Below are 20,478 nucleotides of genomic sequence, written 5' to 3' on the forward strand. Positions count from 1 at the left end.
ACTTTTTAAAGCCAGAATGCCCGATCCTGCGGCAAACCCTGCGGTGTTAGTGCCCGCCCCTGCCGGGGGCTGGCTTATTCAGGCTGTTCAACATTGGTACGGGCCGCACCGCCGCGTGGGCGAACGGATGGCAGCATTTCCCCCGTAACCGCATAGTACACACGCTCGGCAATATTGGTGGCGTGGTCCCCGATCCGCTCAAGGTTTTTGGCAACAAACAGCAGATGGATGCACGGCCCGATCTTGCGGGGGTCTTCCATCATGTAGGTCACCAGTTCGCGGAACATGGTGGTGTACAGTTCGTCCACCGCCGTATCGGCCTTCCACACTTCCTGCGCGCGCTCGGCATCGTTCTCGACCATGGATTCCACGGCCATGTGCAGGTTTTCCTGCACCAGACGCGCCATGGCCCGCAGAGCGCTGAAGGAAACAGCCCCGTCCAGCACTTCCACCTTGCCCGCACGGCGCGCAATGGAGGAGGCGTAATCCCCGATCCGCTCAAGGTCGCCGCTCATTTTGAGCACGGCCACAATCACGCGCAGGTCCACCGCCATGGGTGCGCGCAGGGCCAGAATGCGAATGGCCAGCATTTCGGCCTCACGCTCCAGCGCGTCCACTTCGGGGTCCAGCTCCGGGGGTTCCAGAGCGGCTTCTTCATTCTGGTTCACCACGGCGGCTATGGCCTGAGCGGTCTGCCGCTCCACCAGACCACCCATGCGCGCCACAATGCCACGCAGCCGGTCCAGCTCCTGATCGTAGCGGGTAATGGTATGTGCGGGTTCGTTGCCCATAACGCTTTCCTCCGTGCCCTGTGCTCGGCGTTTAGCCGAAGCGGCCTGTAATGTAGTCCTGCGTCTGCTGTTCACGCGGGGTGGTGAACATACGGGCGGTGCTGTCCACTTCGATCAGGCGCCCCATGTAGAAAAACGCCACCTGGTCCGCACAGCGGGCAGCCTGCTGCATGTTATGCGTGACAATGGCAATGGTGAACTCGGTTTTAAGCTCGTCGAGCAGTTCCTCGATCCGGGCGGTGGAAACCGGGTCCAGCGCACTGGTTGGCTCGTCAAGCAAGATTACTTCGGGGCGTACGGCAATGGTGCGGGCAATGCACAGGCGCTGCTGCTGCCCACCCGAAAGGGCCGTGGCCGAAGCGCTCAGCCGGTCCTGTACCTCTGGCCACAGGGCCACGCGGCGCAGGGCGTCCTCTACCCGTCCGTCCATTTCGGAGCGGGAGACACGCTCATGCAGGCGGATGCCAAAAGCAATGTTGTCATAGATGGACATGGGGAATGGCGTGGGCTTCTGGAACACCATGCCAATGCGCGAGCGCAGAACGTTAAGGTCCACCCCCGAATTGAGGATGTTCTGCTTATCAAAGATCACCTCACCCGTGGCGCGCTGGCCGGGGTACAGGTCATACATCCGGTTGAGCACACGCAGCAGGGTGGATTTGCCACAGCCTGAAGGGCCGATCATGCCCGTAACACTACGCTCGGGGAAGTCGAGCGAGATGTCATGCAGCGCGTGGGACGTGCCGTAATAAAAGTTCAGCCCCCGGACCTGCATGGCTACAGGGTGCGGTGCGTCCTTGCTTGTGGTGGCGCTGTCCAGCGGTTGGGTCATGCCTGTCGCTTTTACGGGAACCTCTACGCTCATGACCGTCCTCCGCGGGTTCCGACCCGCACTACAATATTGATAATAAGCACACCCAGTGTCACCAGCAGCGCGCCGGTCCATGCCTGCTGCATCCAGTCCTGATAAGCAGAACCGGCATACTGGTAGATGGCCACGGGCAGGCTGGCCATGGGGCGCCCGAGGTCAAGCGACCATTCGGAATTGCCCAGCGAGGTAAACAGAAGGGGGGCTGTCTCCCCCGCAACGCGGGCGATGGACAGCAGCACGCCGGTCATAATACCCGCACGCACGGCCCGCACACAGATAAACAGGATAACCCGCCATTTGGGTGCGCCCAGCGCAATGCCTGCCTCACGCATGGCAACAGGCACAAGGCGCAGCATGTCCTCGGTCGTGCGGACCACAATAGGCATGGCCAGAATGGCCAGCGCCACAGCACCCGAAAAACCGGAAAAGTGCCCGAACGGGACAACCAGCATCATGTAAATGAACAGGCCGATGAGGATGGAAGGGGCAGAGAGCAGCATGTCCGACACAAAGCGCACAATGCGCGCCATGCGGCTACCAGCCCCGTATTCGGCCAGATAGATGCCTGTCATCAACCCTGCTGGCGCACCGATCAGAATCGCCAGCCCGGTCTGGATAATGCTGCCCATAATGGCGTTGGCCAGCCCACCGGGCTGCCCTGGTGCTGCCATGGACAGGGTGAACAGGTGCACGCTCATGCCCGCCAGGCCATTTTTGAACAGGGTCCACAAAATGGAGCCGAGCATGAACACCACAATCAGCATGCCCAGCCAGCTCAGGCCTGTGGCAAGCTTGTCGCACATGTGGCGCCGCCAGAGCAGCGAGGCGGAGCGGTCAGCCCGCATGAGGGTATTGTTCGCCTTCATCCTCAACGTCCTGCTGCCTGTTCGCCACGGGCCAGCAGCCAGCGGGAGAACCAGAGTGTTACAAAGGAGATGGCCATAAGAATGGCCCCCAGCGCCATGAGGGAAGCCAGCTTGAGGCTCCCTGCCGGGCTTTCGGGGAATTCAAGGGCGATCAGCGAGGCAATGGTGTTGGCCGGTGCAAACAGCGACCAGCCAATGTGGTTGCTATCCCCGATCACAAAGGTCACGGCCATGGTCTCACCCATTGCGCGGCCCATGCCCAGCACAATGCCGCCCACAACCCCCTGACGGGACCAGGGCAGCACAACATGGCGCATGACCTCCCACCGGGTAGCACCCAGCCCGTACCCGCTCTCACGCAGAACAGCAGGCATGGACAGGAACACATCACGCATGACGGCGGTAATGGACGGGGTGATCATGACCGCCAGAATAAGTGCTGCCGTAAACAGCCCCGTGCCAAACGGCGCACCCGCCACAAGGGCGGACAGGCCGGGCACATGGCCAAAAAGCTGGCGGGCAGCGGGCTGCACGTAATGCGCCACCACCGGCACCACCACAAAAAAGCCCCACATACCAAAGATAATGGAGGGCACGGCGGCCAGAAGCTGCACGGCCATGCCAATAACCGAGGCGGCGGCGGGTGGCGCAAGGGCGGTCAGCCAGAATGCGGTACCAAAGGCCAGCGGCACGGCCACAAGGAGTGCCAGCGCACTGCTGATAACGGTACCAAAAACCGGGGCGGCGGCCCCGAAATGCTGCGTGACCGGGTTCCATACCGCGGAAACCAGAAAGCCCGGACCAAAGGTTGCAAACGCCTTCCAGCCACCTGTTACCATAACGGCAATAATGGCGCCCAGAACAACCAGCACGCCAACACCTGTTGCCGTTACCAGAAGCCTGAAGGCGGGGTCGCCCTTCTGCCCTCCCTGATGGGAAGGGGCCTGTTTCATCGCGGGCAGGGACTGCCGTGCGGGAATTTCCATCTGCTCTCCGTTCCGAACTATCAGCCGGATGGGGCGAGAAATACTGAACGCTGTGCGCTCCTGCAACACGGAGACCCCATGAAAGTCCCTTTAAACAGAGTTTTGTCACAAAACTGTAGTGTTATCAGGGACATTGGTGGACAGCGGACCGGCACCTCGCGCATTCAGCCCCCGGCAACCGGGAACCTGCCCGGCCATTTCTGCATAATCCGGCCCTGACAGCCAGCACAATGTGGCGTAATGTGCCCAAGCCCATGCCGGTGGACCCACCGCGCATACCCCACGACCCGATGCTTTACCCAGCACCATAGCAGAAGAGACCCCATAATGGCCGGCTACCGATCACGCACCACCACCCACGGGCGCAACATGGCGGGTGCCCGCAGCCTGTGGCGCGCAACCGGTGTAAAAGACTCCGATTTTGGCAAACCCATTATTGCCGTCGCCAACTCCTTTACCCAGTTCGTACCCGGCCATGTGCACCTCAAGGATATGGGGCAGCTTGTGTGCGAGGCCATTGCCGAAGCCGGTGGCATTGGCCGCGAGTTCAACACCATTGCGGTGGATGACGGCATTGCCATGGGCCACGGCGGCATGCTGTACAGCCTGCCCTCGCGCGAGCTGATTGCCGATGCCGTGGAATACATGGTGAACGCCCATTGCGCGGACGCCATTGTGTGTATCAGCAACTGCGACAAAATTACGCCGGGTATGCTCATGGCCTCCATGCGGCTGAACATTCCGGTCATTTTTGTATCCGGCGGCCCCATGGAAGCCGGACGCGTGACACTGGATGACATTGAACAGCGCGCAGACCTTGTGACCTCCATGGTCGCAGCCGCAAGCCCGGGCGTGAGCGAGGCCGACTCCCTTGCCATCGAACGCTCCGCCTGCCCCACCTGCGGCTCGTGCTCGGGCATGTTCACCGCCAATTCCATGAACTGCCTGACCGAAGCCCTTGGCCTGTCCCTGCCCGGCAACGGCAGCCTTGTGGCCACCCATGCCGCACGCCGCAACCTGTTTGTGGAGGCCGGACGCCGCATTGTGGACCTTGCCCGCCGCTACTACGAGCAGGATGATACCTCCGTGCTGCCGCGCAACATTGCCACCATGGCCGCGTTTGAGAACGCCATGTCGGTCGATATTGCCATGGGTGGGTCCACCAACACGGTGCTGCACCTGCTGGCCGCAGCCCATGAAGGCGAAGTGCCCTTTACCATGAAGGACATTGACCGCCTCTCCCGCAAGGTGCCGCATCTGTGCAAGGTCTCCCCCTCCCGCCCGGATGTGCACATGGAAGACGTGCACCGTGCTGGCGGTATTCCCGCCATTATGGGCGAGCTGGACCGGCTGGGCCTGCTGCACCGTGATGTCAACATGGTCCACGCCGCCAACCTGCCCGAAGCACTGGATAAATGGGACATCCGCGCCCCCGGAGCCGAAAGCCGGACGGCAGCACGGGAGTTCTTTAGCGCAGCACCCGGCGGGGTACGCACCACGGTCGCGTTCTCGCAGTCCAGCACCTACAAAACGCTGGATACGGATCAGGCCAACGGGGCCATCCGCGATGGCGCGCATGCCTATAATCAGGATGGCGGGCTGTGCGTGCTCTACGGCAATCTGGCCGAAGACGGCGCAATTGTTAAAACCGCAGGTGTTGCCGCAGGGCTGGAAACATTCTCCGGTCCCGCCCGGATTTTTGAAAGTCAGGATGACGCGGTTGCCGCCATTCTGGGCAACAAAATCAACCCCGGCGATGTGGTGCTGATCCGCTACGAAGGTCCCAAGGGCGGCCCCGGCATGCAGGAAATGCTGTACCCGACCAGCTACCTTAAATCCAAGGGGCTGGCCGAAAAATGCGCGCTCATTACCGATGGTCGTTTTTCGGGCGGGAGTTCGGGCCTGTCCATTGGCCATATCTCCCCCGAAGCGGGTGAAGGCGGCGTTATCGGGCTGGTGGAGGAAGGCGATACGATCGAGATCGACATTCCCAACCGCCGCCTGTCCGTGGCTGTGGCGGACAGCGTTCTGTCCGACCGCCGCGCACGCATGGATGATCTGGGCGATCAGGCCTGGCAGCCCAAGCGTGAGCGCGTGGTCTCCAACGCGCTCAAGGCCTATGCAGCCCTGACCACCAGTGCGGCCCGTGGCGCGGTGCGTGACGTAAGCCAGCTGACCCGCCGCACCCCGCGCTAACACGCGGCCCGGCAGCACAACGCAAAAACCCCCGCAGGGCAGCGCCTTGCGGGGGTTTTTTGTGCCCCCTCCCCCAAAAGCCACAAACGGCATAACCGGGCAGGGTAACCTCCGGTTTTGCTTGACGGCACGCGCCTGAGCCGCCAGCGATAAGGGCCATGCACACCCTTGATCTTCTTGCCCTGCTGCTGTGCCTTTCTGCCGGGTTCAGTATTCTCAACCACCACACGCTGCGTATGCCTGTCACCATTGGTGTTCTGGTGTTTTCGCTGCTGGCGTCCCTGCTGGTCATGGTGCTTAACCCGCTGTTTCCCGCCTATGACCTTCAGGCATTTCCGCGCAGGGTGCTCGGCGCGGTCAACCTGCCTGATGCCTTGCTCAATGGCGCGCTCTCGTTCCTCCTTTTTGCTGGAGCCATGCAGGTTGACCTTGGGCAACTGCAAAAGCACCTGCTCTCGGTCACGGCCCTGTCCGTTGCCGGGACTATTCTGGCGGTAGGGTTCATGGCGGGGGCAACATGGGGTGGGCTTAGTCTGGCAGGCCACCCCGTGCCCTTTATCTGGTGTGTTGTGCTGGGTGCCATTCTGGCCCCCACGGACCCGGTTTCCGTTGTGGGGATGCTGAAAAGGCTGGGCCTGCCTGCCCCCCTACAGGCCATTTTTGCAGGAGAAAGCCTGTTTAATGATGGCGTGGGTGTCGTGATTTCTGGCGTGGCCATCGGGCTGGCAACAGGGCAGAGCCCCACCATTACCCTGCCCGACCTGCTTGTGCGGTTCTGCCACGAGGCCATAGGGGGTGGGCTGCTGGGACTGGCCACAGGCTGGGCCGCGCTGTTTGTGCTCCGGGGGCAAAGAGACCCGCATATTGACCTGCTGACATCTCTGGCGCTGGCCACAGGCACCTTTAGCCTTGCCAGCCAGTTTGGCATGTCTGGCGCCATTGCGGTTGTGGTGGCCGGGCTATGCCTTGGCACACGCTACAGCCGCGCCATCCTCCACACGGAGGCCCGCACGAACCTTGATACAACATGGACAGTGATTGACGAGGTTCTGAACGTGTTCCTGTTCCTGCTGATCGGGCTTGAACTGCTGGACATAACCCCGCGCCTGTTCACGTTTGTGCTCACTCTGGCGGTTATCCCGCTCTCCATTGCCGTGCGGGCCGCGAGTGTACTGGTCAGCACATTGCCAGTGCATCTGCGGCAATGGGACAGGGGGCGTGTTCCGGCCCTGCTCACATGGGGTGGGCTGCGGGGCGGTATTTCGGTCTCGCTGGCACTCGGCCTGCCTGCGGGGGACATGCGCGACCTGCTCTTGCCCGTCTGTTATGGCGTGGTGGTTTTTACCATTATCGTGCAGGGGCTGACCATGGAGCGGGTTGCCCGCGCACTCTACCCCAACGCTCCGGGCTAACGCGCAAAGCCTGTGCGGGAAGCCCCCCGCACACTCTGCACCATACCGGCCATGCGTATGCCCGGCGGGGGAACAAAAAACCCCGTGCAGGGGTTAAAACCCGGCACGGGGGAAAGCACCTTTAAAAAAAACTTACCTGTCTGCTACGCAGCGTTTACTGCGCGGGAGCAGGTGCAACCACATCCCCCGCCGGAGCGGCAAGCTGGGGGGCTGCGGGCGCAGGCTGCGGCACGGTCTTGTTGGTCACGATATAGGTAATGGATTCGGCGCGGGTAATATCCACCACGTCACCAATCTTGAGTGTTTTCAGGAAGTCCTGCATCGCCTTGGTGCGCAGCACTGCCACGTGCAGGGAATCATCCCCCTCCGTGGTGAAGGAGATGGTGCTGGAAGGCAGGTCGATGGTCTTGATCAGGGCGCGCTCGCGGTTAAAGGCCGCAATAATGCCGCGCGGGTGACCATGCACAAAGCCCCGTGCCGTGGTGAGCGTGGATTCGGGCAGGGGGCTGCCCGGAGGGGCAAGCTGCGCGCCCAGTGTTTCCACGAACTGGATTTTCAGTTCATCACCTTCATGCAGGTGCGGCACGTCTTTTACAGCAGCGCCGTATTCAATGGTCAGCAGGTGGCCATTGCCTTCACGCAGCAGCAGTTCACGCGCTTCGCGGTCAACACTTTCCACAATAGCGGTCGCCTGCTGGCTCTTGAGCAGAACAGAGGCCTGCGCATGGGCCGCCGTTGGCATGGCCATTGTGGCCAGCCCCGCAAAACCGAGTGCACAGGCCGCAACAGATGCCGCAGCCTTGGAGGAAAAGCGGGAAACAAGAGGATGCAACACTCTCAATCCTTTCCGTCAGAAGCCTGAAGCAAACAGCGCCAGGCCAGATATGTTACTGGCAGTGATACAACGCCTACACCATAACACAAGCCAAAGCGTTGCGTTGCGCGTTTGCACCTGTGGCAGAACCCGCCACCGCAAAAGAAAAAACCCGTCTGGGCGGACCAGACGGGTTTTTGCCGTGTGTCGGGCGTTCAGGAACAGGCCCGACGCGGGCTTAGCCGCAGCACTTCTTTTTACGGATGAAATAAACAACCGCTGCAATCAGGCCCAGAGCCAGAATACCACGTGCACAGGGGGATTTGGGGCATTTTGCCATGTCTTGAGCTTCCTCAATATGGGTTTCCACCCAACACGGGTCGGGCGTTCCGGTTCTGTTGTAGCGTAATTGGTGGGCCACGTCATGCCATCTGGCGTGCATAATCACCGCCAGACCTCATGCCTGCCGCGCAAAATACTTATGGAAGCAGAATAGTGCTGCCAAGGGTTGTTCCCGCCTCCAGCGCCTCATGCGCCTTGTGGGCCTCGGCCAGTGCAAAACGCTGGCCAATGGTGGGGCGGAGCGCACCCTGCTCAAGCATGGCAAACAGCTCCTGCGCTGCGGCCTCCAGTGCCGGGCGGGTAGCAATGTAGGTGGAAAGCGTAGGCCGGGTCAGGTACAGGCTGCCCCGTGCTGCAAGCACACCCACATCCACCCCCGTAACCGGGCCGGAGGCATTGCCGTAGCTGACCATAAGCCCACGGGGGGCAAGGCAGGCCAGACTGGTCTCAAACGTGGCGCGGCCTATGCTGTCATACACAACGGGCACCATGGCTCCGTTGGTTAATGCGCGCACACGGTCGGGCAGGTTGTCCATGCCCACCAGCACATCTGCCGCCCCGCAGGCACGGGCAATTTCCGCCTTCTGCTCCGATGAGGTTACGCCAATAACCCGTGCGCCAAGGTAGCTCCCCCACTGGCACAACAGCTGGCCCACCCCTCCGGCGGGGGCATAGACCAGAATATTTTCCCCCTGCCGCACCCTGTGGACCTGCCAGACCAGCATATGGGCAGACAACCCCCGCAGCATGACCGCAGCCGCCTGCTCGGTAGAAATCCCATCGGGCAGAACCACAAGCCGGTCTGCCGCAACCACACGGTACTGGGCATACCCCCCAAGCACCCCGGCATAGGCCACACGCGCACCAACGCTCAGCCCCACAACATCGGCCCCTACGGCCTCCACCACCCCGGCCCCTTCCATGCCGGGAATGGCAGGCAGGTGGGGGAACTTGTACAGCCCGCTCCGAAAATACGTGTCGATGAAGTTGACGCCAATTGCCTCCTGCCGCACCAGCACCTCCCCCCTGTGGGGCAGAGGTACGGATACGAACTCGGGCAGAAGAACGTCCGACCCGCCGGTATGGTGGACCCGAACAACCTGATTATGCTGCGCCGTCATGCTGTTGGCCCCTCTGGTTCCTAAAGGTGGCGGCTACGGGCATGGGCGTGGCCAACGGGCCACGGTGGCGCGTACCGGCTGGCCGCCACAATGTGGTTTATGGGGCTGCACGGTCCTTGTCATCCTCACCCAGAAGCTGGATGAGCTGGCGCAGGTCCGTGAGCAGAATACCCACCACAAAACGTATGATCGGGTCTGCCGTTTCATTTTCCGTCGGCAGGGCGGCCATCACTTCTGCGGCAATGCGGTATTCATCCCCCGTGCGGGCCACGGCCTCGCTCTCGCAACGCTGGATGATCCACTGGAATCCACGCAGCATGCCGGCGCGTACGCTGGCCGCGCGCTCCAGCTCCTCCGCCGTGGCACTCTGGGGCAGCACCAGTATGGCGCGGGCCACTACCAGCGCATCCATTTGCAACTGCCGTATCCGTGCAGGCAGGCGGGCCAGCATGGGGTCGCGCTCATCCAGCGGGCGCCAGTGTTCGCGCCGGGCCTCTTCCAGTGCGGCCTGCACCTTGCGCAGGGAGGCCGCACATTCGTCATTCATGTCCTGAATGACCGACCATTCCACATGCCCCGTGCGGGCCTTTTGCAACATGGCCACAATCTGGCGCACCGTAAGGGCGGCGTTGCGGAACGCATCGCGCCGGGCCTGTTCGTGCAGCACCACATACGTGACCAGCGTGCCCGCCCCAACCCCGATCAGAATAGCCAGCACACGCTCGATCGGGCGCAGGTAGGGGTCGTTATCGGAGGGGAACAGTATGGCCACCATAAGCGTGACCACGCCCATGCGGGCCTCCGGCTTCCAGGATACCAGAACGGCCAGCGGCACAAACGCAATGGTAAACGCCCCCCACAGCGGCCAGTGCGCAAACATGAGCAGCGTAATGGGCACAATACTGACCGTAGCCCCGATAAGCGTGCCCACAAGCTGGTCACGCCCCTTGGAGATTGTATCCGTAATGCTGTTCTGGGTCACAATGACCGAGGTAATCAGTGCCCAGCCCGGTTCCTGCAGGTTGGTCAGCCAGGCCACAAACCCGGCCACACCAACAGCACTGAGCAGGCGCACGGTCTGGCAGACGGTGGCGTTGCTCAGCCACCGTGCCAGCCATGGGCAATACCGGCCTATATCCAGCACGGGCGCACGCCTGCCCGTTAAAAGTGCAATCAGGGCGCGTCCTCCGCGCTCAGGGGGAAGGGAATCCAGCGCAGGCCATCCGCATCATGCACCAAAAGCAGGACCGAACGCTTTTTGGCTTTGCGCGCGGCCTCGATCCGCTGTTTGAGGGCTGCTGGCGTTCCCACCTCGGCCTGCTGGACCTCGGTAATCACATCCCCTTCCTTCAACCCCCGGTCCGCCGCCGTGCCATCGGGTTTGACACTGCTGACCAGCACACCTTTAAGGCTGGCAGGCAGGTTATACTTCTGCCGCCCGGCCGCATCGAGCGGGCCAACGGTAAAGCCAAAATCCGCAAAGCTGACAGAGGCCGCGGATTTGGGAGCGGTTACGGGCTTGGCCGGGGCTTCCTCCGGGGTTTCGGGCAGGGCGCCTATGGTTACGGGCACATCCATCACCTTGCCATGCCGCCACAGGCCCAGCTTGGCCTGCGTGCCCACCGGCAACTGGGCGGACAGGCGCGGCAGGGCCTTGCCCTCAATCGGCTGGCCGTTCAGGCTCTGGATCACATCGCCCGTTTTAAGCCCCGCCTTGTCGGCCGGGCCACCTTTTTCCACCCCGGCCACCAGCGCGCCGGTGGGTGTACTCAGGCCCAGCCCGTCAGCTATGTCCTGCGTGACGTTCTGGATACGCACACCAAGCCACCCGCGCGAGACCCTGCCGGTCTTGCGCAACTGCTCCACCACGCCGCGTGCCTCGTTGGAGGGAATGGAAAAGCCAATCCCGACCGACCCGCCGGAGGGGGAGTAAATGGCGGTGTTCACCCCAATGACGTTGCCATCCATATCAAACAGCGGGCCACCGGAATTGCCTTTGTTGATGGGCGCATCGGTCTGGATGAAGTCATCATACGGGCCTTGGTCAATATTACGCCCGCGTGAGGAGATAATGCCCGCCGTAACCGTGCCGGACAGGCCAAACGGGTTGCCAATGGCCAGAACCCAGTCCCCCACCCGGCGGTGTTCGCTATCCCCGAAGCTGACAAACGGCAGCGGCTTTTTGCTGTCCACCTTAAGCAGGGCAAGGTCCGTGCGGTCATCATGCCCAACGGCATGGGCGCTGAGCACCGTGTTGTCCTGCAAGGTTACCGTTATGCGGTCTGCTTTGCGGATCACGTGGTTATTGGTCACGATGTAGCCGGTCGGGTCGATGATAAAGCCCGAACCCAGCGCCTGCATCCGCCTTGGCGGGGCGTTGGGGTCTGTCTGCCGGTTCATGAAGTCATGGAAAAACTTCTCGAACGGGGAGCCCTGCGGGAAGTTGGGCATCTGGGGGAGCTGGTCGTCCTCGTCATCCTCCTCCGCATCCGCTTCACGCACGGTCTGGGTGGTGGACACATTGACCACGGCAGGCAGCAGCCGGGCTGCAAGGTCGGCAAAGCTGTCTGGCGCGCGGCCACCGGCGGCCACAACCGCAGGCACCGGAGCCTCCGCCGCATGCAGCGGGGCACACACCCCAAGGCCCGCCACCAACAGGGTGGAGAGGGAAACAGAGCAGAACAGACGGACGGACACACGCATGGACAACACAACTTTCTGCCGGGACAGGACAATTCTCGAAGACTGGGGGGTAAGGTTATTCATGGCGTGCCAAAACGGCAAGCATAGCCTACCCCTGTGTCGCGCCGGGGGCCGCAACGGGTGCCGCCGGAGCTACCGGCCGGCCAGCCCGCGCCCGTGTGCGCCGCCGGTCCAGCCATGAGGCAAGGCTGATCAGAATAGCCAGCCCCACAACGTTTACCGCAACCTGCAGGGCCCAGCCCTCCCCAAAGGTGCTGAAGATAAGCCGCGCATACAGGTCCAGTATGGTGCCGACCACAAATACCTCCAGCGAGCTGCGGCCAACTCGGGCCAGTTCCTGCCCTACCCACGATTCGGCCGCCCACCGGCGCGCAGGCTCGGAGGACTGGACAAGGTAGAAAATGGCCATCACATCCAGCAGCCGCAAAGGCGAGAGCCAGCTTTTGGCCGGGGCCAGCGTATCGCCAAACGGGCGCAGGTCCGGCAGACCCCACAGGGCCCACGGAAATGCCTGAATGGCCGAAAACAGCAGGTACACCCAGCATAGCGCCACAAGGGCTGGCACCCGTTTGAAGTCTCGGCCGCGCTGCTGGGTCTGGGCGGAGGCCGTCAACCCGAGTGCAAACAGGAACTGCCACGCCAGCGGGTTGAAGTACCAGCCATCGGGGTCCAGCCAGTTGGGAAAATTCAGCCCCGGGTCCATGTTCACCAGCATCCACAAGGCCCCCGAAAGCAGCAGGGCCAGCGAACGGTGGATCCGCATCAGCAGGTAAAAAATGGGGAACCCGCCCAGCAGCACAAGATAGAGCGGCATGATGTTGAGGTTACTGGGCAGGGCGTCAAACATCATCACCCGCCAGACCCAGCCCAGACCGTGGGCCAGCTCCGGCTCCAGATAATCGACCGAAACGGGCGTAAAATGCCGCCACCCCCGCACCGTAAACACATAGGCCATGACCATAATGGTCTGGCCGATGTAGAGCTGCACACAGCGCTTGAACAGGCGTTGCAGGGTGGGCAGCACACCGTATTTGGTAAAGCCCCGCCCATAGGCCAGCCACGACGCATAGCCCGCCAGCAGCACAAACACCTCCGCCGCATCGGCAAAGCCTACGTTGCGCATGGTAAAGCGGTTAAGCAGGTTCTGGGGAATATGGTCTATGAACATCATCAGCAGGGCGGCACCCCGCAGGGCGTCAATCCTGTGGTCGCGGCGGCTGCGCGTGGGGGTTGCCACTGGTACCGTGGGGGCGACTGCGCCACCCGGCTCCTGCGCAGGCGCACCCGTGGCGGGTGTTGCCTGTACCGTGCCTGCCTTGTCCGTGTGTGCCTGCATCTTACCCTTTCGGCACGGCCCTGCCTCGCCCGTTGGTTATTCCCCGGCTGTTCCTCTACCCATACCACCCTGTATGTGCCAGAAAAAAGGCGTTATAACCCATGGCCGCCCCCAACGGCGCGCCCCTCTTTGCCGTATCTTCCCCCAAGTACGGTGTTGTAACCCCCACGGCACAGGACAAGACCCTTGGCGCAGACTGCTCCTTTTTCTTCTGACACACTGATGGACCTTCTCAGGACCATCAGAACGCCACAGACCGGGCTTTCCCTTGCCAGCGCCGGGCGACTGGAAAGCTGCATGGTGGATGATACCGGCCGCCTGACCCTGACGCTGGCCGTCCCGCGCGAGCAGGCCCCCGAGCTGTCCGGCCTGTGTGATGAAGCCGCCCAAAAGCTGCAAACCCTGCCCAACATCACCAGCGCCACCCTTATCCTGACCGCGCACCGCCCCGCAGGTGCGCCGGAGCCAAACACCCGCCCACAGCGCAGCGCACCCGCCGCGGCCCAACCGGCTGCCGGTGGGCACCGCCCGCTTGGGGGCACACCCGCAGCGCCCGATGCCCCCGTGCTGCCCGGTGTTAAAACCATTATTGCCGTGGCCTCGGGCAAGGGTGGGGTGGGCAAGTCCACCACCGCAGTCAACCTTGCCGTAGGGCTGGGCATGGAAGGGCTGAAAACCGGCCTGCTGGATGCCGATATTCATGGCCCCTCCCTGCACCGCATGCTGGGCACAACGGGCAAGCCAGAGGTTGTGGAAGGCCGCCTGCAACCCGTGCAGGCATGGGGTATCCGCGCCGTCTCCCTTGGCATGCTGGTGGACGAAAAAGCCGCCATGATCTGGCGTGGCCCCATGGTTATGGGCGCGATCAACCAGCTGCTGACCGATGTGGACTGGGGCAATCTGGATGTCATGGTGGTGGACCTGCCGCCGGGCACGGGGGATGCCCATCTCTCGCTCACCCAGAAGGTGCCGCTGAGCGGGGCTGTTATTGTCTCCACCCCGCAGGACATCGCCCTGATCGACGCCCGCCGGGGCGTGACCATGTTTGAAAAGGTCAAGGTGCCGGTGCTGGGGCTGGTGGAGAACATGTCCTACTTCTGCTGCCCCAACTGCGGGCATAATACAGAGCTGTTTGGCCATGGCGGCGCACGGCGCGAGGCCGAAGCCATGGGGGTTCCCTTTCTGGGGGAAGTGCCGCTGCTGGCAGACATCCGCTCCAGCGCGGATAGTGGCGTACCGCTGGTTATTGGCGCACCCCAGAGCGAAGGCGGCAAGGCATGGCGCGCCATTGCCCACACCGTGGCCACGGCCATACAGACCCTGCAGGCCTAAAACCACCCCCTGCACCTTGCGGGCCGGACGCTCCCTGCCTGCAAGGCATCAGGCCCGCGCAGACTGCCGCAAAAGCCCCGGCACGGGCCATGGGCAGCACCTTATGCCAAAGGGCCACCCGGCAGGCATCCTGCCCACTCAACAGCCCCTCACACGCAGCCGCTCCATAGCAGCCCAGATATGGGGCCAAATGTCAGGCCCAATACCGGAGCCGGTATAGCCTAGCGCTTGGGCTGGGGCGTTTTAGCCTTGGCCTGCGGGGCTGGTGTGTCCTTGAAATACGCACGGCAGGCGGGGCTGAGCTTGTCTTTTTTACGCTCCATGCAGGCTGTAATTCTTTTTTCATTGGGAATGGCAAAGGCGCACAGGCGCAGGGCATCGCCCTTGCAGGCTTTGGTCTGCTGTTCGCGCGCCGTATCGGCCCGGGCTGGCAGGCCCGCTGCCATCAATGTGAGCGCACAGGCAAAGGCGGACAGGGCAAGGCGGGCAGAACGCCGGTTGGGACAAGACATGAATGCTCCTTATAATTCCCCAGAAATCCTACGGTCTTGCCGTCCCCCGGAACCGGACTTGCGGGTAGGGCGAGCATGGCAGGCAAACATGGCGCACGGCAATACAAACCCGAGCGCTGCCCTGTTTATGGCCCGCTACTGCGGCGTTTGACAGGACAGGCGTCAAGTCCGCCCAGATTTAATGCAGATGTCTTGATAAAAAATGAGCGCCGGAGGGACAGGCCCCACGGCGCTCGCATAAAAACAGGTTGGGCTGCAATGCGCCCCGCGCCTGCTCAGGGTGTGGGGGTTTGCAGGGTGGCCATCATTTCATCCCACTCACGGCGGCTCAGGCCCGAACCAGCCTGCTCCACAACCTCGCCCGCCAGCATGCGGCGGACAACCGCCATCATGGAGGCCGAGAACGTCACCGCCCCGCGCCGGTATTCCTCAAACGCAGCGGCGGTGGTGGGTACCCATGCGTGCAGGATTTTCAGCATGGCTTCGGCATACACGCGAATTTCGTACTGTGCGTGGGGGTCAATGCGCAGGGCGAGGAAGTGCATGAGGTTATGCAGGTCAATCTTCCAGTACCACTGCGTGTAGGTGTTCAGCGTCAGGTTGATGCGCCCCAGTTCACGCGCAAGGCCGTAGCCGTTTTCCCCGTCCAGCATGCGCTCGTAGTCGCGGTAAGTGCGCATGGCGTCTTCACGCAGGATGTCCAGCACCTCGGCGGCGGCTTCGGGGGCCAGAATCTCGCCCCGGCCCTGACGGTTGACTTCGCTCTGGGCAGCCATGTGGGCGGGGTCGGGCAGATAGAACTCGCTATCCAGAATGGAGTAGCGGGCCGAATACTCGTTCACGCTCGCCATACGGTGGCGAATCCACTGCCGCGCCACAAAAATGGGCAGTTTGACGTGGAACTTGATCTCGCACATTTCAAACGGGGAGGAATGGCGGTGCCGCATCAGGTAGCGGATCAGCCCGGCATCTTCCGATACCTTGCGCGTGCCCCGGCCGTAGGAAACACGGGCCGCCTGCACAATGGCCGCATCATCGCCCATATAGTCGATCACGCGCAAAAAGCCGTGGTCGAGCACTTCCTGCGGGGCGTACAGCATGGCTTCAAGTGCTGCCACGGTCGGGCGGCGGGTGGAGAATGTTTCCTGCCCGTGGGCCGCAATTTCGGCGCGTTGTGCTTCGGTCAGTGACATGCGCAGGATCTCCACCATGCTAGAAAAAAACAGACAGCGCACACGGTAGGCCCGCGTGTATGCGCGCGGTTGTAGCAGGCATACCCCCACACGGGGAAGGCAGAAAGACCTGCAGGCGCTTGCATTTTGGAAGCCAAGTTCCTATGTGTGGGGTGCCGGAAGATTTCTTGCGGCTATGGCAATAAACGGGATGTGGCATAGGCGTAGTGGACCCGGGGGCGGTACCCGGCGTCTCCACCATAAATCCGGATCGCAAGACCCGGACAGATGGGGACGAAACAGGCTCGACACGCGCAGTAAAGACATCTTTTTTGCCCGGTATTGTACCACCGTTATCGGGCTAATTTTACAAGTGCCAATGATAACACTGAGGTGCTCGCTGTTGCTGCATAAGCAATAAGCGCGGTTCGGGAGGGCACCGGGCAACAGAAGCCCTCCCACTTCATGCCATTTTTCCCCTATTATATTCCGCCACGCCCTGAGGCATGGCCCGTATGTGCTGTGGCGGCCCGCCCGGCCCCTGCCCTGCGGCATGGCCGCAGGCAGGCCTTGGCGCTTGCACTGGCCGAACCTTTCGCGCATGGCTGACGCTAGAGTGATACGTATGGCCAGCCGCCCCCAGACGGCTGAAGCAAGGAGACCAAGCATGGCTGATGACCACAACAATACCCCGGGAAATGACGGTACCCTCCCCCCCAGCCTGCTGCCCTACGACCAGTGGTTGGAGGAAGCCTACAGGGACGTCATGCTCAAAGCACTCGAACATGTGAGCCGCGAAGGGCTTGCAGGCGAGCACCATTTCTATCTGAGTTTCCGCACGGACCTGTCTGGCGTGCAAATTCCCGACCGGCTCCGTGCCCAGTACCCGCACGAGATGACCATTGTGCTCCAACACCAGTTCTGGGACCTCAACGTGGACCGCGATGCCGGTATTGTGTCCGTTGGTCTGTCCTTTGGGGGTGTTGGGTCCATTCTGGTCATTCCCGTCCGGGCGATTACCGGGTTTGCAGACCCCTCCATCCACTTCAACCTGCATTTTGAGCCGGTGGAGGATGAGGAGCCCGCACCCACAGACCACACGCCGGCCGATGCCGGAGAGAGTGCGGAAGCACAGGGCGACTCCTCTTCCCAAGTTGTCAGCCTTGACGCCTTCCGCCGCAAGGGACCATCACCAGCCTGAGCCCCCGGTGCGCGGGGGTCAGGCCGACGGAGAGAGTAGAGACACGACCATGACCAGCCAGCCCCCCCGCCCCCCACTGCCAGAGTTTGCCTATTCCCCCCTGTTCCCTCTGGGGGAGGACACAACAGAATACCGCAAGGTGGATATTGCAGGTGGTGTCAGCACATCGCATTGCGGTGGCAAAACCGTTCTGCACGTTACCCCCGAGGCGCTGACCGAGCTGACAGCCCGCGCCTTCCATGAGGTTGCGCATTTCCTGCGCCCTTCGCACCTGCAGAAACTGGCCAATATCCTCAAAGACCCCGAAGCCTCGGACAATGACCGCTTTGTAGCGCTTGACCTGCTCAAGAACGCCTGCATTGCCGCAGGGGGCATCCTGCCCATGTGCCAGGACACCGGGACCGCCATTGTATTTGGTAAAAAAGGCCAGCGCGTCTGGGTGGAAGGGAACGAGGAAATCGCCTTTTCCCGCGGTGTGTACGAAACCTATACCCGCACCAACCTGCGCTATTCGCAGATGGCCCCGCTCACCATGTTCGAGGAAAAGAACACCGGCACCAACCTGCCCGTGCAATGCGACATCTTCGCCAGCCCCGCCGGCGTGCATGACGAGCAGATGGACCTGATGTTTGTGGCCAAGGGTGGCGGCTCGGCCAACAAGACCTTCCTGTTCCAGGAAACCCGCGCCCTGCTGGGGTCCGAGCAGCAGTTGCTGGACTGGCTGGATACAAAGGTGCGCACGCTGGGCACCTCCGCCTGCCCGCCTTACCACCTTGCCATTGTTATTGGCGGCATGTCCGCCGAGCAGACGCTCAAGACCGTAAAACTGGCCTCCACCCACTGGTATGACGCCCTGCCCACCAAAGGCGACATGACCGGCCACGCCTTCCGTGATCTGGAGATGGAGCAGAAGGTGCTTGAGCTTACCCGCAAGCTGGGTATTGGCGCGCAGTTTGGCGGCAAGTATTTCTGCCACGATGTGCGCGTGGTGCGCCTGCCCCGGCATGGGGCCTCGCTCCCCGTGGGGATTGGTGTTTCCTGTTCCGCCGACCGGCAGATCAAGGCGCGGGTCACGGCGGAAGGGTTTTTTCTGGAACAGCTTGAACACGACCCCGCGCGCTTCCTGCCCGAAACCACGGACGAACACCTTGAGGGCGAAGCCGTGCGCATTGACCTCAACCGCCCGATGGATGAAATCCGCAAGACCCTCTCGCAATACCCGGTCAAGACCCGGCTGGCCCTGACCGGCACCGTGGTTGTTGCGCGTGATATTGCGCATGCCAAGTTCCGCGAGCGGCTCCAGCGCGGCGAGGGCCTGCCCCAGTACCTGAAAGACCACCCCGTTTACTACGCAGGCCCGGCCAAAACGCCCGCTGGCATGCCCACAGGCTCCTTTGGCCCCACAACGGCCGGGCGCATGGATTCGTACGTGGCCGAATTGCAGGCCAATGGCGGTTCCTACGTTATGCTTGCCAAGGGCAACCGCTCCAAGGCCGTGCGGGATGCATGCCAGCAATACGGCGGCTTCTACCTTGGCTCCGTTGGTGGCCCCGCCGCCCGGCTGGCCAAGGACTGCATCCGTAAGGTGGAGGTGCTGGAATACCCCGAACTGGGCATGGAAGCAGTGTGGAAGATCGAGGTAGAGGATTTTCCCGCCTTTATTGTTATTGATGATAAAGGCAACGACTTCTACGCTGAACTGTAACCCCCCACCGGGGCTGCCCCGCCGCCACACCATGGCGGGGCAGACAGAAGAGGAGCTGTGTGGTTTTCATGCGCTTTACAGTCGATCGTCTGGATCATGTTGTCCTGACCGTGCGCGATGTCGAAATTTCCGCATCATGGTACCAGCGTGTACTTGGCATGGAGCGGGAAGAATACGGGCGCAACAACCGCACCGCCCTGCGCTTTGGCGGGCAGAAGCTTAACCTCCGCCCGCACGATGCCACCGGCTGGGACACGGCAACCCATGCCCTGCCCGGTGGTAATGACCTGTGCTTTATTACCGCCATTACCAGTGATGACGTGGTAGAGCACCTGAAGAACTGCGGCATTACCATTGTGGATGGCCCCGTCGCCCGCCTTGGCGCCATTGGCCCCATTACCTCGGTTTACTGCCACGATCCGGATGAAAACCTGATCGAAATTGCATCTTACCAAGGATAAAACACAACAGATTCCCCCAAAGCAGAGAATGAACAGCAGGACTCAGGCCAAAGTATGCTGTTCATCTATGCTGGGGCGCGCTATAGTCCGGTAACAAATTATTTTGTATTGATTTTGAAAATAATTTCTAGGTTCCGGAATATGCAAAAATCTCAGCAGAAACTCTTTTTACTGGGTCTGATGGCATTATCAGGCTGTGCAACAATTCTGGAACCTCCCAAGCAGACCATCTCCATCAACTCTGACCCTCCGGGGGCTGTCTGCGACGTAACCAGAGCGGGCAAACCGATCAGCACATTCCATACGCCGGGCGAATTTACGGTTGCCAAGAGCCACAACAACCTGATCATCCGGTGCCAGAAGCCCGGTTATGCCCCCGTTACCGGTGTGGATGAAAGCCACAACGCAGGCTGGATTTTTGGCAATATGGTGGCCGGTACTCTGATCGGCACGATTGTGGATCTCTCCACCTCTGCTGATGATGTGTACGGCGAGAGCATCCGGATCAAAATGCACAAACTCGATAAGGATGACCCCGACGTGTACAGGCTATACCGCCTGAGCCATGACACGGATGACGAAAAAAATCATCGCGAGCCCCTTAGCGCGCCCATACAGGCCGAAAAATACTAACCGATAGGCCGGGAAAGAAGTCTG

20 protein-coding genes and 1 other RNA gene are annotated in these 20,478 nt (G+C 61.7%); 9 read left to right on the plus strand and 12 right to left on the minus strand.

Going from position 1 to position 20,478, the window contains the following annotated elements:
* Nucleotides 1-74: 74 nt before the first annotated feature.
* The 4 genes from phoU to pstC are packed head-to-tail and all read right to left on the minus strand — an operon-like array spanning nucleotide 75 to nucleotide 3,514.
* Nucleotides 75-791 (minus strand): phosphate signaling complex protein PhoU, encoded by a 717-nt coding sequence (gene phoU, locus HK20_RS05715; protein ID WP_086646124.1) that lies wholly within the window; start codon nucleotides 789-791, stop codon nucleotides 75-77.
* A gap of 31 nt (nucleotides 792-822) precedes the next feature.
* Nucleotides 823-1,623 carry a phosphate ABC transporter ATP-binding protein PstB gene (gene pstB, locus HK20_RS05720; RefSeq protein WP_165925700.1) on the minus strand — a complete coding sequence of 267 codons (801 nt, stop codon included), beginning with the start codon at nucleotides 1,621-1,623 and terminating at the stop codon, nucleotides 823-825.
* Nucleotides 1,624-1,652: 29 nt separating this feature from the next.
* Complete coding sequence (gene pstA, locus HK20_RS05725; protein WP_086646126.1) at nucleotides 1,653-2,528, minus strand: phosphate ABC transporter permease PstA; 876 nt, start codon at nucleotides 2,526-2,528, stop codon at nucleotides 1,653-1,655.
* A 2-nt stretch (nucleotides 2,529-2,530) separates the two neighbouring features.
* Nucleotides 2,531-3,514 carry a phosphate ABC transporter permease subunit PstC gene (gene pstC, locus HK20_RS05730; RefSeq protein ID WP_086646127.1) on the minus strand — a complete coding sequence of 328 codons (984 nt, stop codon included), beginning with the start codon at nucleotides 3,512-3,514 and terminating at the stop codon, nucleotides 2,531-2,533.
* Nucleotides 3,515-3,841: 327 nt separating this feature from the next.
* Here pstC and ilvD point away from each other — a divergent pair, with 327 nt between their 5' ends.
* Nucleotides 3,842-5,710 (plus strand): dihydroxy-acid dehydratase, encoded by a 1,869-nt coding sequence (gene ilvD / locus HK20_RS05735; RefSeq protein WP_086646128.1) that lies wholly within the window; start codon nucleotides 3,842-3,844, stop codon nucleotides 5,708-5,710.
* Nucleotides 5,711-5,868: 158 nt separating this feature from the next.
* Nucleotides 5,869-7,122 carry a sodium:proton antiporter gene (locus tag HK20_RS05740; RefSeq protein ID WP_086646129.1) on the plus strand — a complete coding sequence of 418 codons (1,254 nt, stop codon included), beginning with the start codon at nucleotides 5,869-5,871 and terminating at the stop codon, nucleotides 7,120-7,122.
* A gap of 154 nt (nucleotides 7,123-7,276) precedes the next feature.
* On the opposite strand, the gene HK20_RS05745 is transcribed toward HK20_RS05740, so the two are convergent.
* From HK20_RS05745 to HK20_RS05770, 6 genes are all read right to left on the minus strand, one after another.
* The gene (locus HK20_RS05745; RefSeq protein ID WP_233129100.1) at nucleotides 7,277-7,870 is read right to left on the minus strand and encodes a hypothetical protein; all 594 of its coding nucleotides are present in this window, start codon (nucleotides 7,868-7,870) and stop codon (nucleotides 7,277-7,279) included.
* Between the two features lie 304 nt (nucleotides 7,871-8,174).
* Complete coding sequence (locus HK20_RS05750) at nucleotides 8,175-8,378, minus strand: hypothetical protein (protein ID WP_086646130.1); 204 nt, start codon at nucleotides 8,376-8,378, stop codon at nucleotides 8,175-8,177.
* A 37-nt stretch (nucleotides 8,379-8,415) separates the two neighbouring features.
* Nucleotides 8,416-9,399 (minus strand): quinone oxidoreductase, encoded by a 984-nt coding sequence (locus tag HK20_RS05755; RefSeq protein ID WP_086646131.1) that lies wholly within the window; start codon nucleotides 9,397-9,399, stop codon nucleotides 8,416-8,418.
* 97 nt (nucleotides 9,400-9,496) lie between these two features.
* Complete coding sequence (locus HK20_RS05760; RefSeq protein ID WP_233129096.1) at nucleotides 9,497-10,543, minus strand: FUSC family protein; 1,047 nt, start codon at nucleotides 10,541-10,543, stop codon at nucleotides 9,497-9,499.
* A 29-nt stretch (nucleotides 10,544-10,572) separates the two neighbouring features.
* Complete coding sequence (locus HK20_RS05765; protein WP_086646182.1) at nucleotides 10,573-12,102, minus strand: DegQ family serine endoprotease; 1,530 nt, start codon at nucleotides 12,100-12,102, stop codon at nucleotides 10,573-10,575.
* A gap of 88 nt (nucleotides 12,103-12,190) precedes the next feature.
* A complete protein-coding gene (locus tag HK20_RS05770; RefSeq protein ID WP_086646132.1) occupies nucleotides 12,191-13,438 on the minus strand; it encodes an OpgC family protein in 1,248 nt (415 codons plus the stop codon).
* A gap of 186 nt (nucleotides 13,439-13,624) precedes the next feature.
* Here HK20_RS05770 and HK20_RS05775 point away from each other — a divergent pair, with 186 nt between their 5' ends.
* A complete protein-coding gene (locus HK20_RS05775; RefSeq protein WP_369823028.1) occupies nucleotides 13,625-14,770 on the plus strand; it encodes an Mrp/NBP35 family ATP-binding protein in 1,146 nt (381 codons plus the stop codon).
* A 221-nt stretch (nucleotides 14,771-14,991) separates the two neighbouring features.
* Here the strand turns inward: HK20_RS05775 and HK20_RS05780 are convergent, their stop codons facing one another.
* Nucleotides 14,992-15,216 (minus strand): hypothetical protein, encoded by a 225-nt coding sequence (locus HK20_RS05780; protein WP_143296460.1) that lies wholly within the window; start codon nucleotides 15,214-15,216, stop codon nucleotides 14,992-14,994.
* Between the two features lie 341 nt (nucleotides 15,217-15,557).
* On the minus strand, nucleotides 15,558-16,475 hold the full coding sequence (gene thyX, locus HK20_RS05785; RefSeq protein ID WP_086646184.1) for an FAD-dependent thymidylate synthase: 918 nt from the start codon (nucleotides 16,473-16,475) through the stop codon (nucleotides 15,558-15,560).
* Between the two features lie 115 nt (nucleotides 16,476-16,590).
* Between thyX and ssrA the strand changes: the two genes are divergently transcribed.
* The 6 genes from ssrA (at nucleotide 16,591) to HK20_RS05810 (ending at nucleotide 20,454) form a co-directional block, all read left to right on the plus strand.
* Nucleotides 16,591-16,917, plus strand: a transfer-messenger RNA (tmRNA) gene (gene ssrA, locus HK20_RS05790).
* A gap of 2 nt (nucleotides 16,918-16,919) precedes the next feature.
* Nucleotides 16,920-17,063 carry a hypothetical protein gene (locus tag HK20_RS12960; RefSeq protein ID WP_158093036.1) on the plus strand — a complete coding sequence of 48 codons (144 nt, stop codon included), beginning with the start codon at nucleotides 16,920-16,922 and terminating at the stop codon, nucleotides 17,061-17,063.
* A gap of 58 nt (nucleotides 17,064-17,121) precedes the next feature.
* A complete protein-coding gene (locus tag HK20_RS05795; RefSeq protein WP_086646185.1) occupies nucleotides 17,122-17,655 on the plus strand; it encodes an SspB family protein in 534 nt (177 codons plus the stop codon).
* Between the two features lie 49 nt (nucleotides 17,656-17,704).
* Nucleotides 17,705-19,360, plus strand: coding sequence for a fumarate hydratase (locus HK20_RS05800; protein WP_086646134.1), 1,656 nt, complete (start codon nucleotides 17,705-17,707; stop codon nucleotides 19,358-19,360).
* Between the two features lie 68 nt (nucleotides 19,361-19,428).
* Nucleotides 19,429-19,821, plus strand: coding sequence for a VOC family protein (locus tag HK20_RS05805; RefSeq protein ID WP_086646135.1), 393 nt, complete (start codon nucleotides 19,429-19,431; stop codon nucleotides 19,819-19,821).
* A gap of 141 nt (nucleotides 19,822-19,962) precedes the next feature.
* The gene (locus tag HK20_RS05810) at nucleotides 19,963-20,454 is read left to right on the plus strand and encodes a hypothetical protein (RefSeq protein ID WP_086646136.1); all 492 of its coding nucleotides are present in this window, start codon (nucleotides 19,963-19,965) and stop codon (nucleotides 20,452-20,454) included.
* The last annotated feature ends 24 nt before the right edge of the window (nucleotides 20,455-20,478 follow it).

The organism is Acetobacter sp. DsW_54, assembly GCF_002153575.1.
Taxonomy (GTDB): Bacteria; Pseudomonadota; Alphaproteobacteria; order Acetobacterales; family Acetobacteraceae; genus Acetobacter; species Acetobacter fabarum.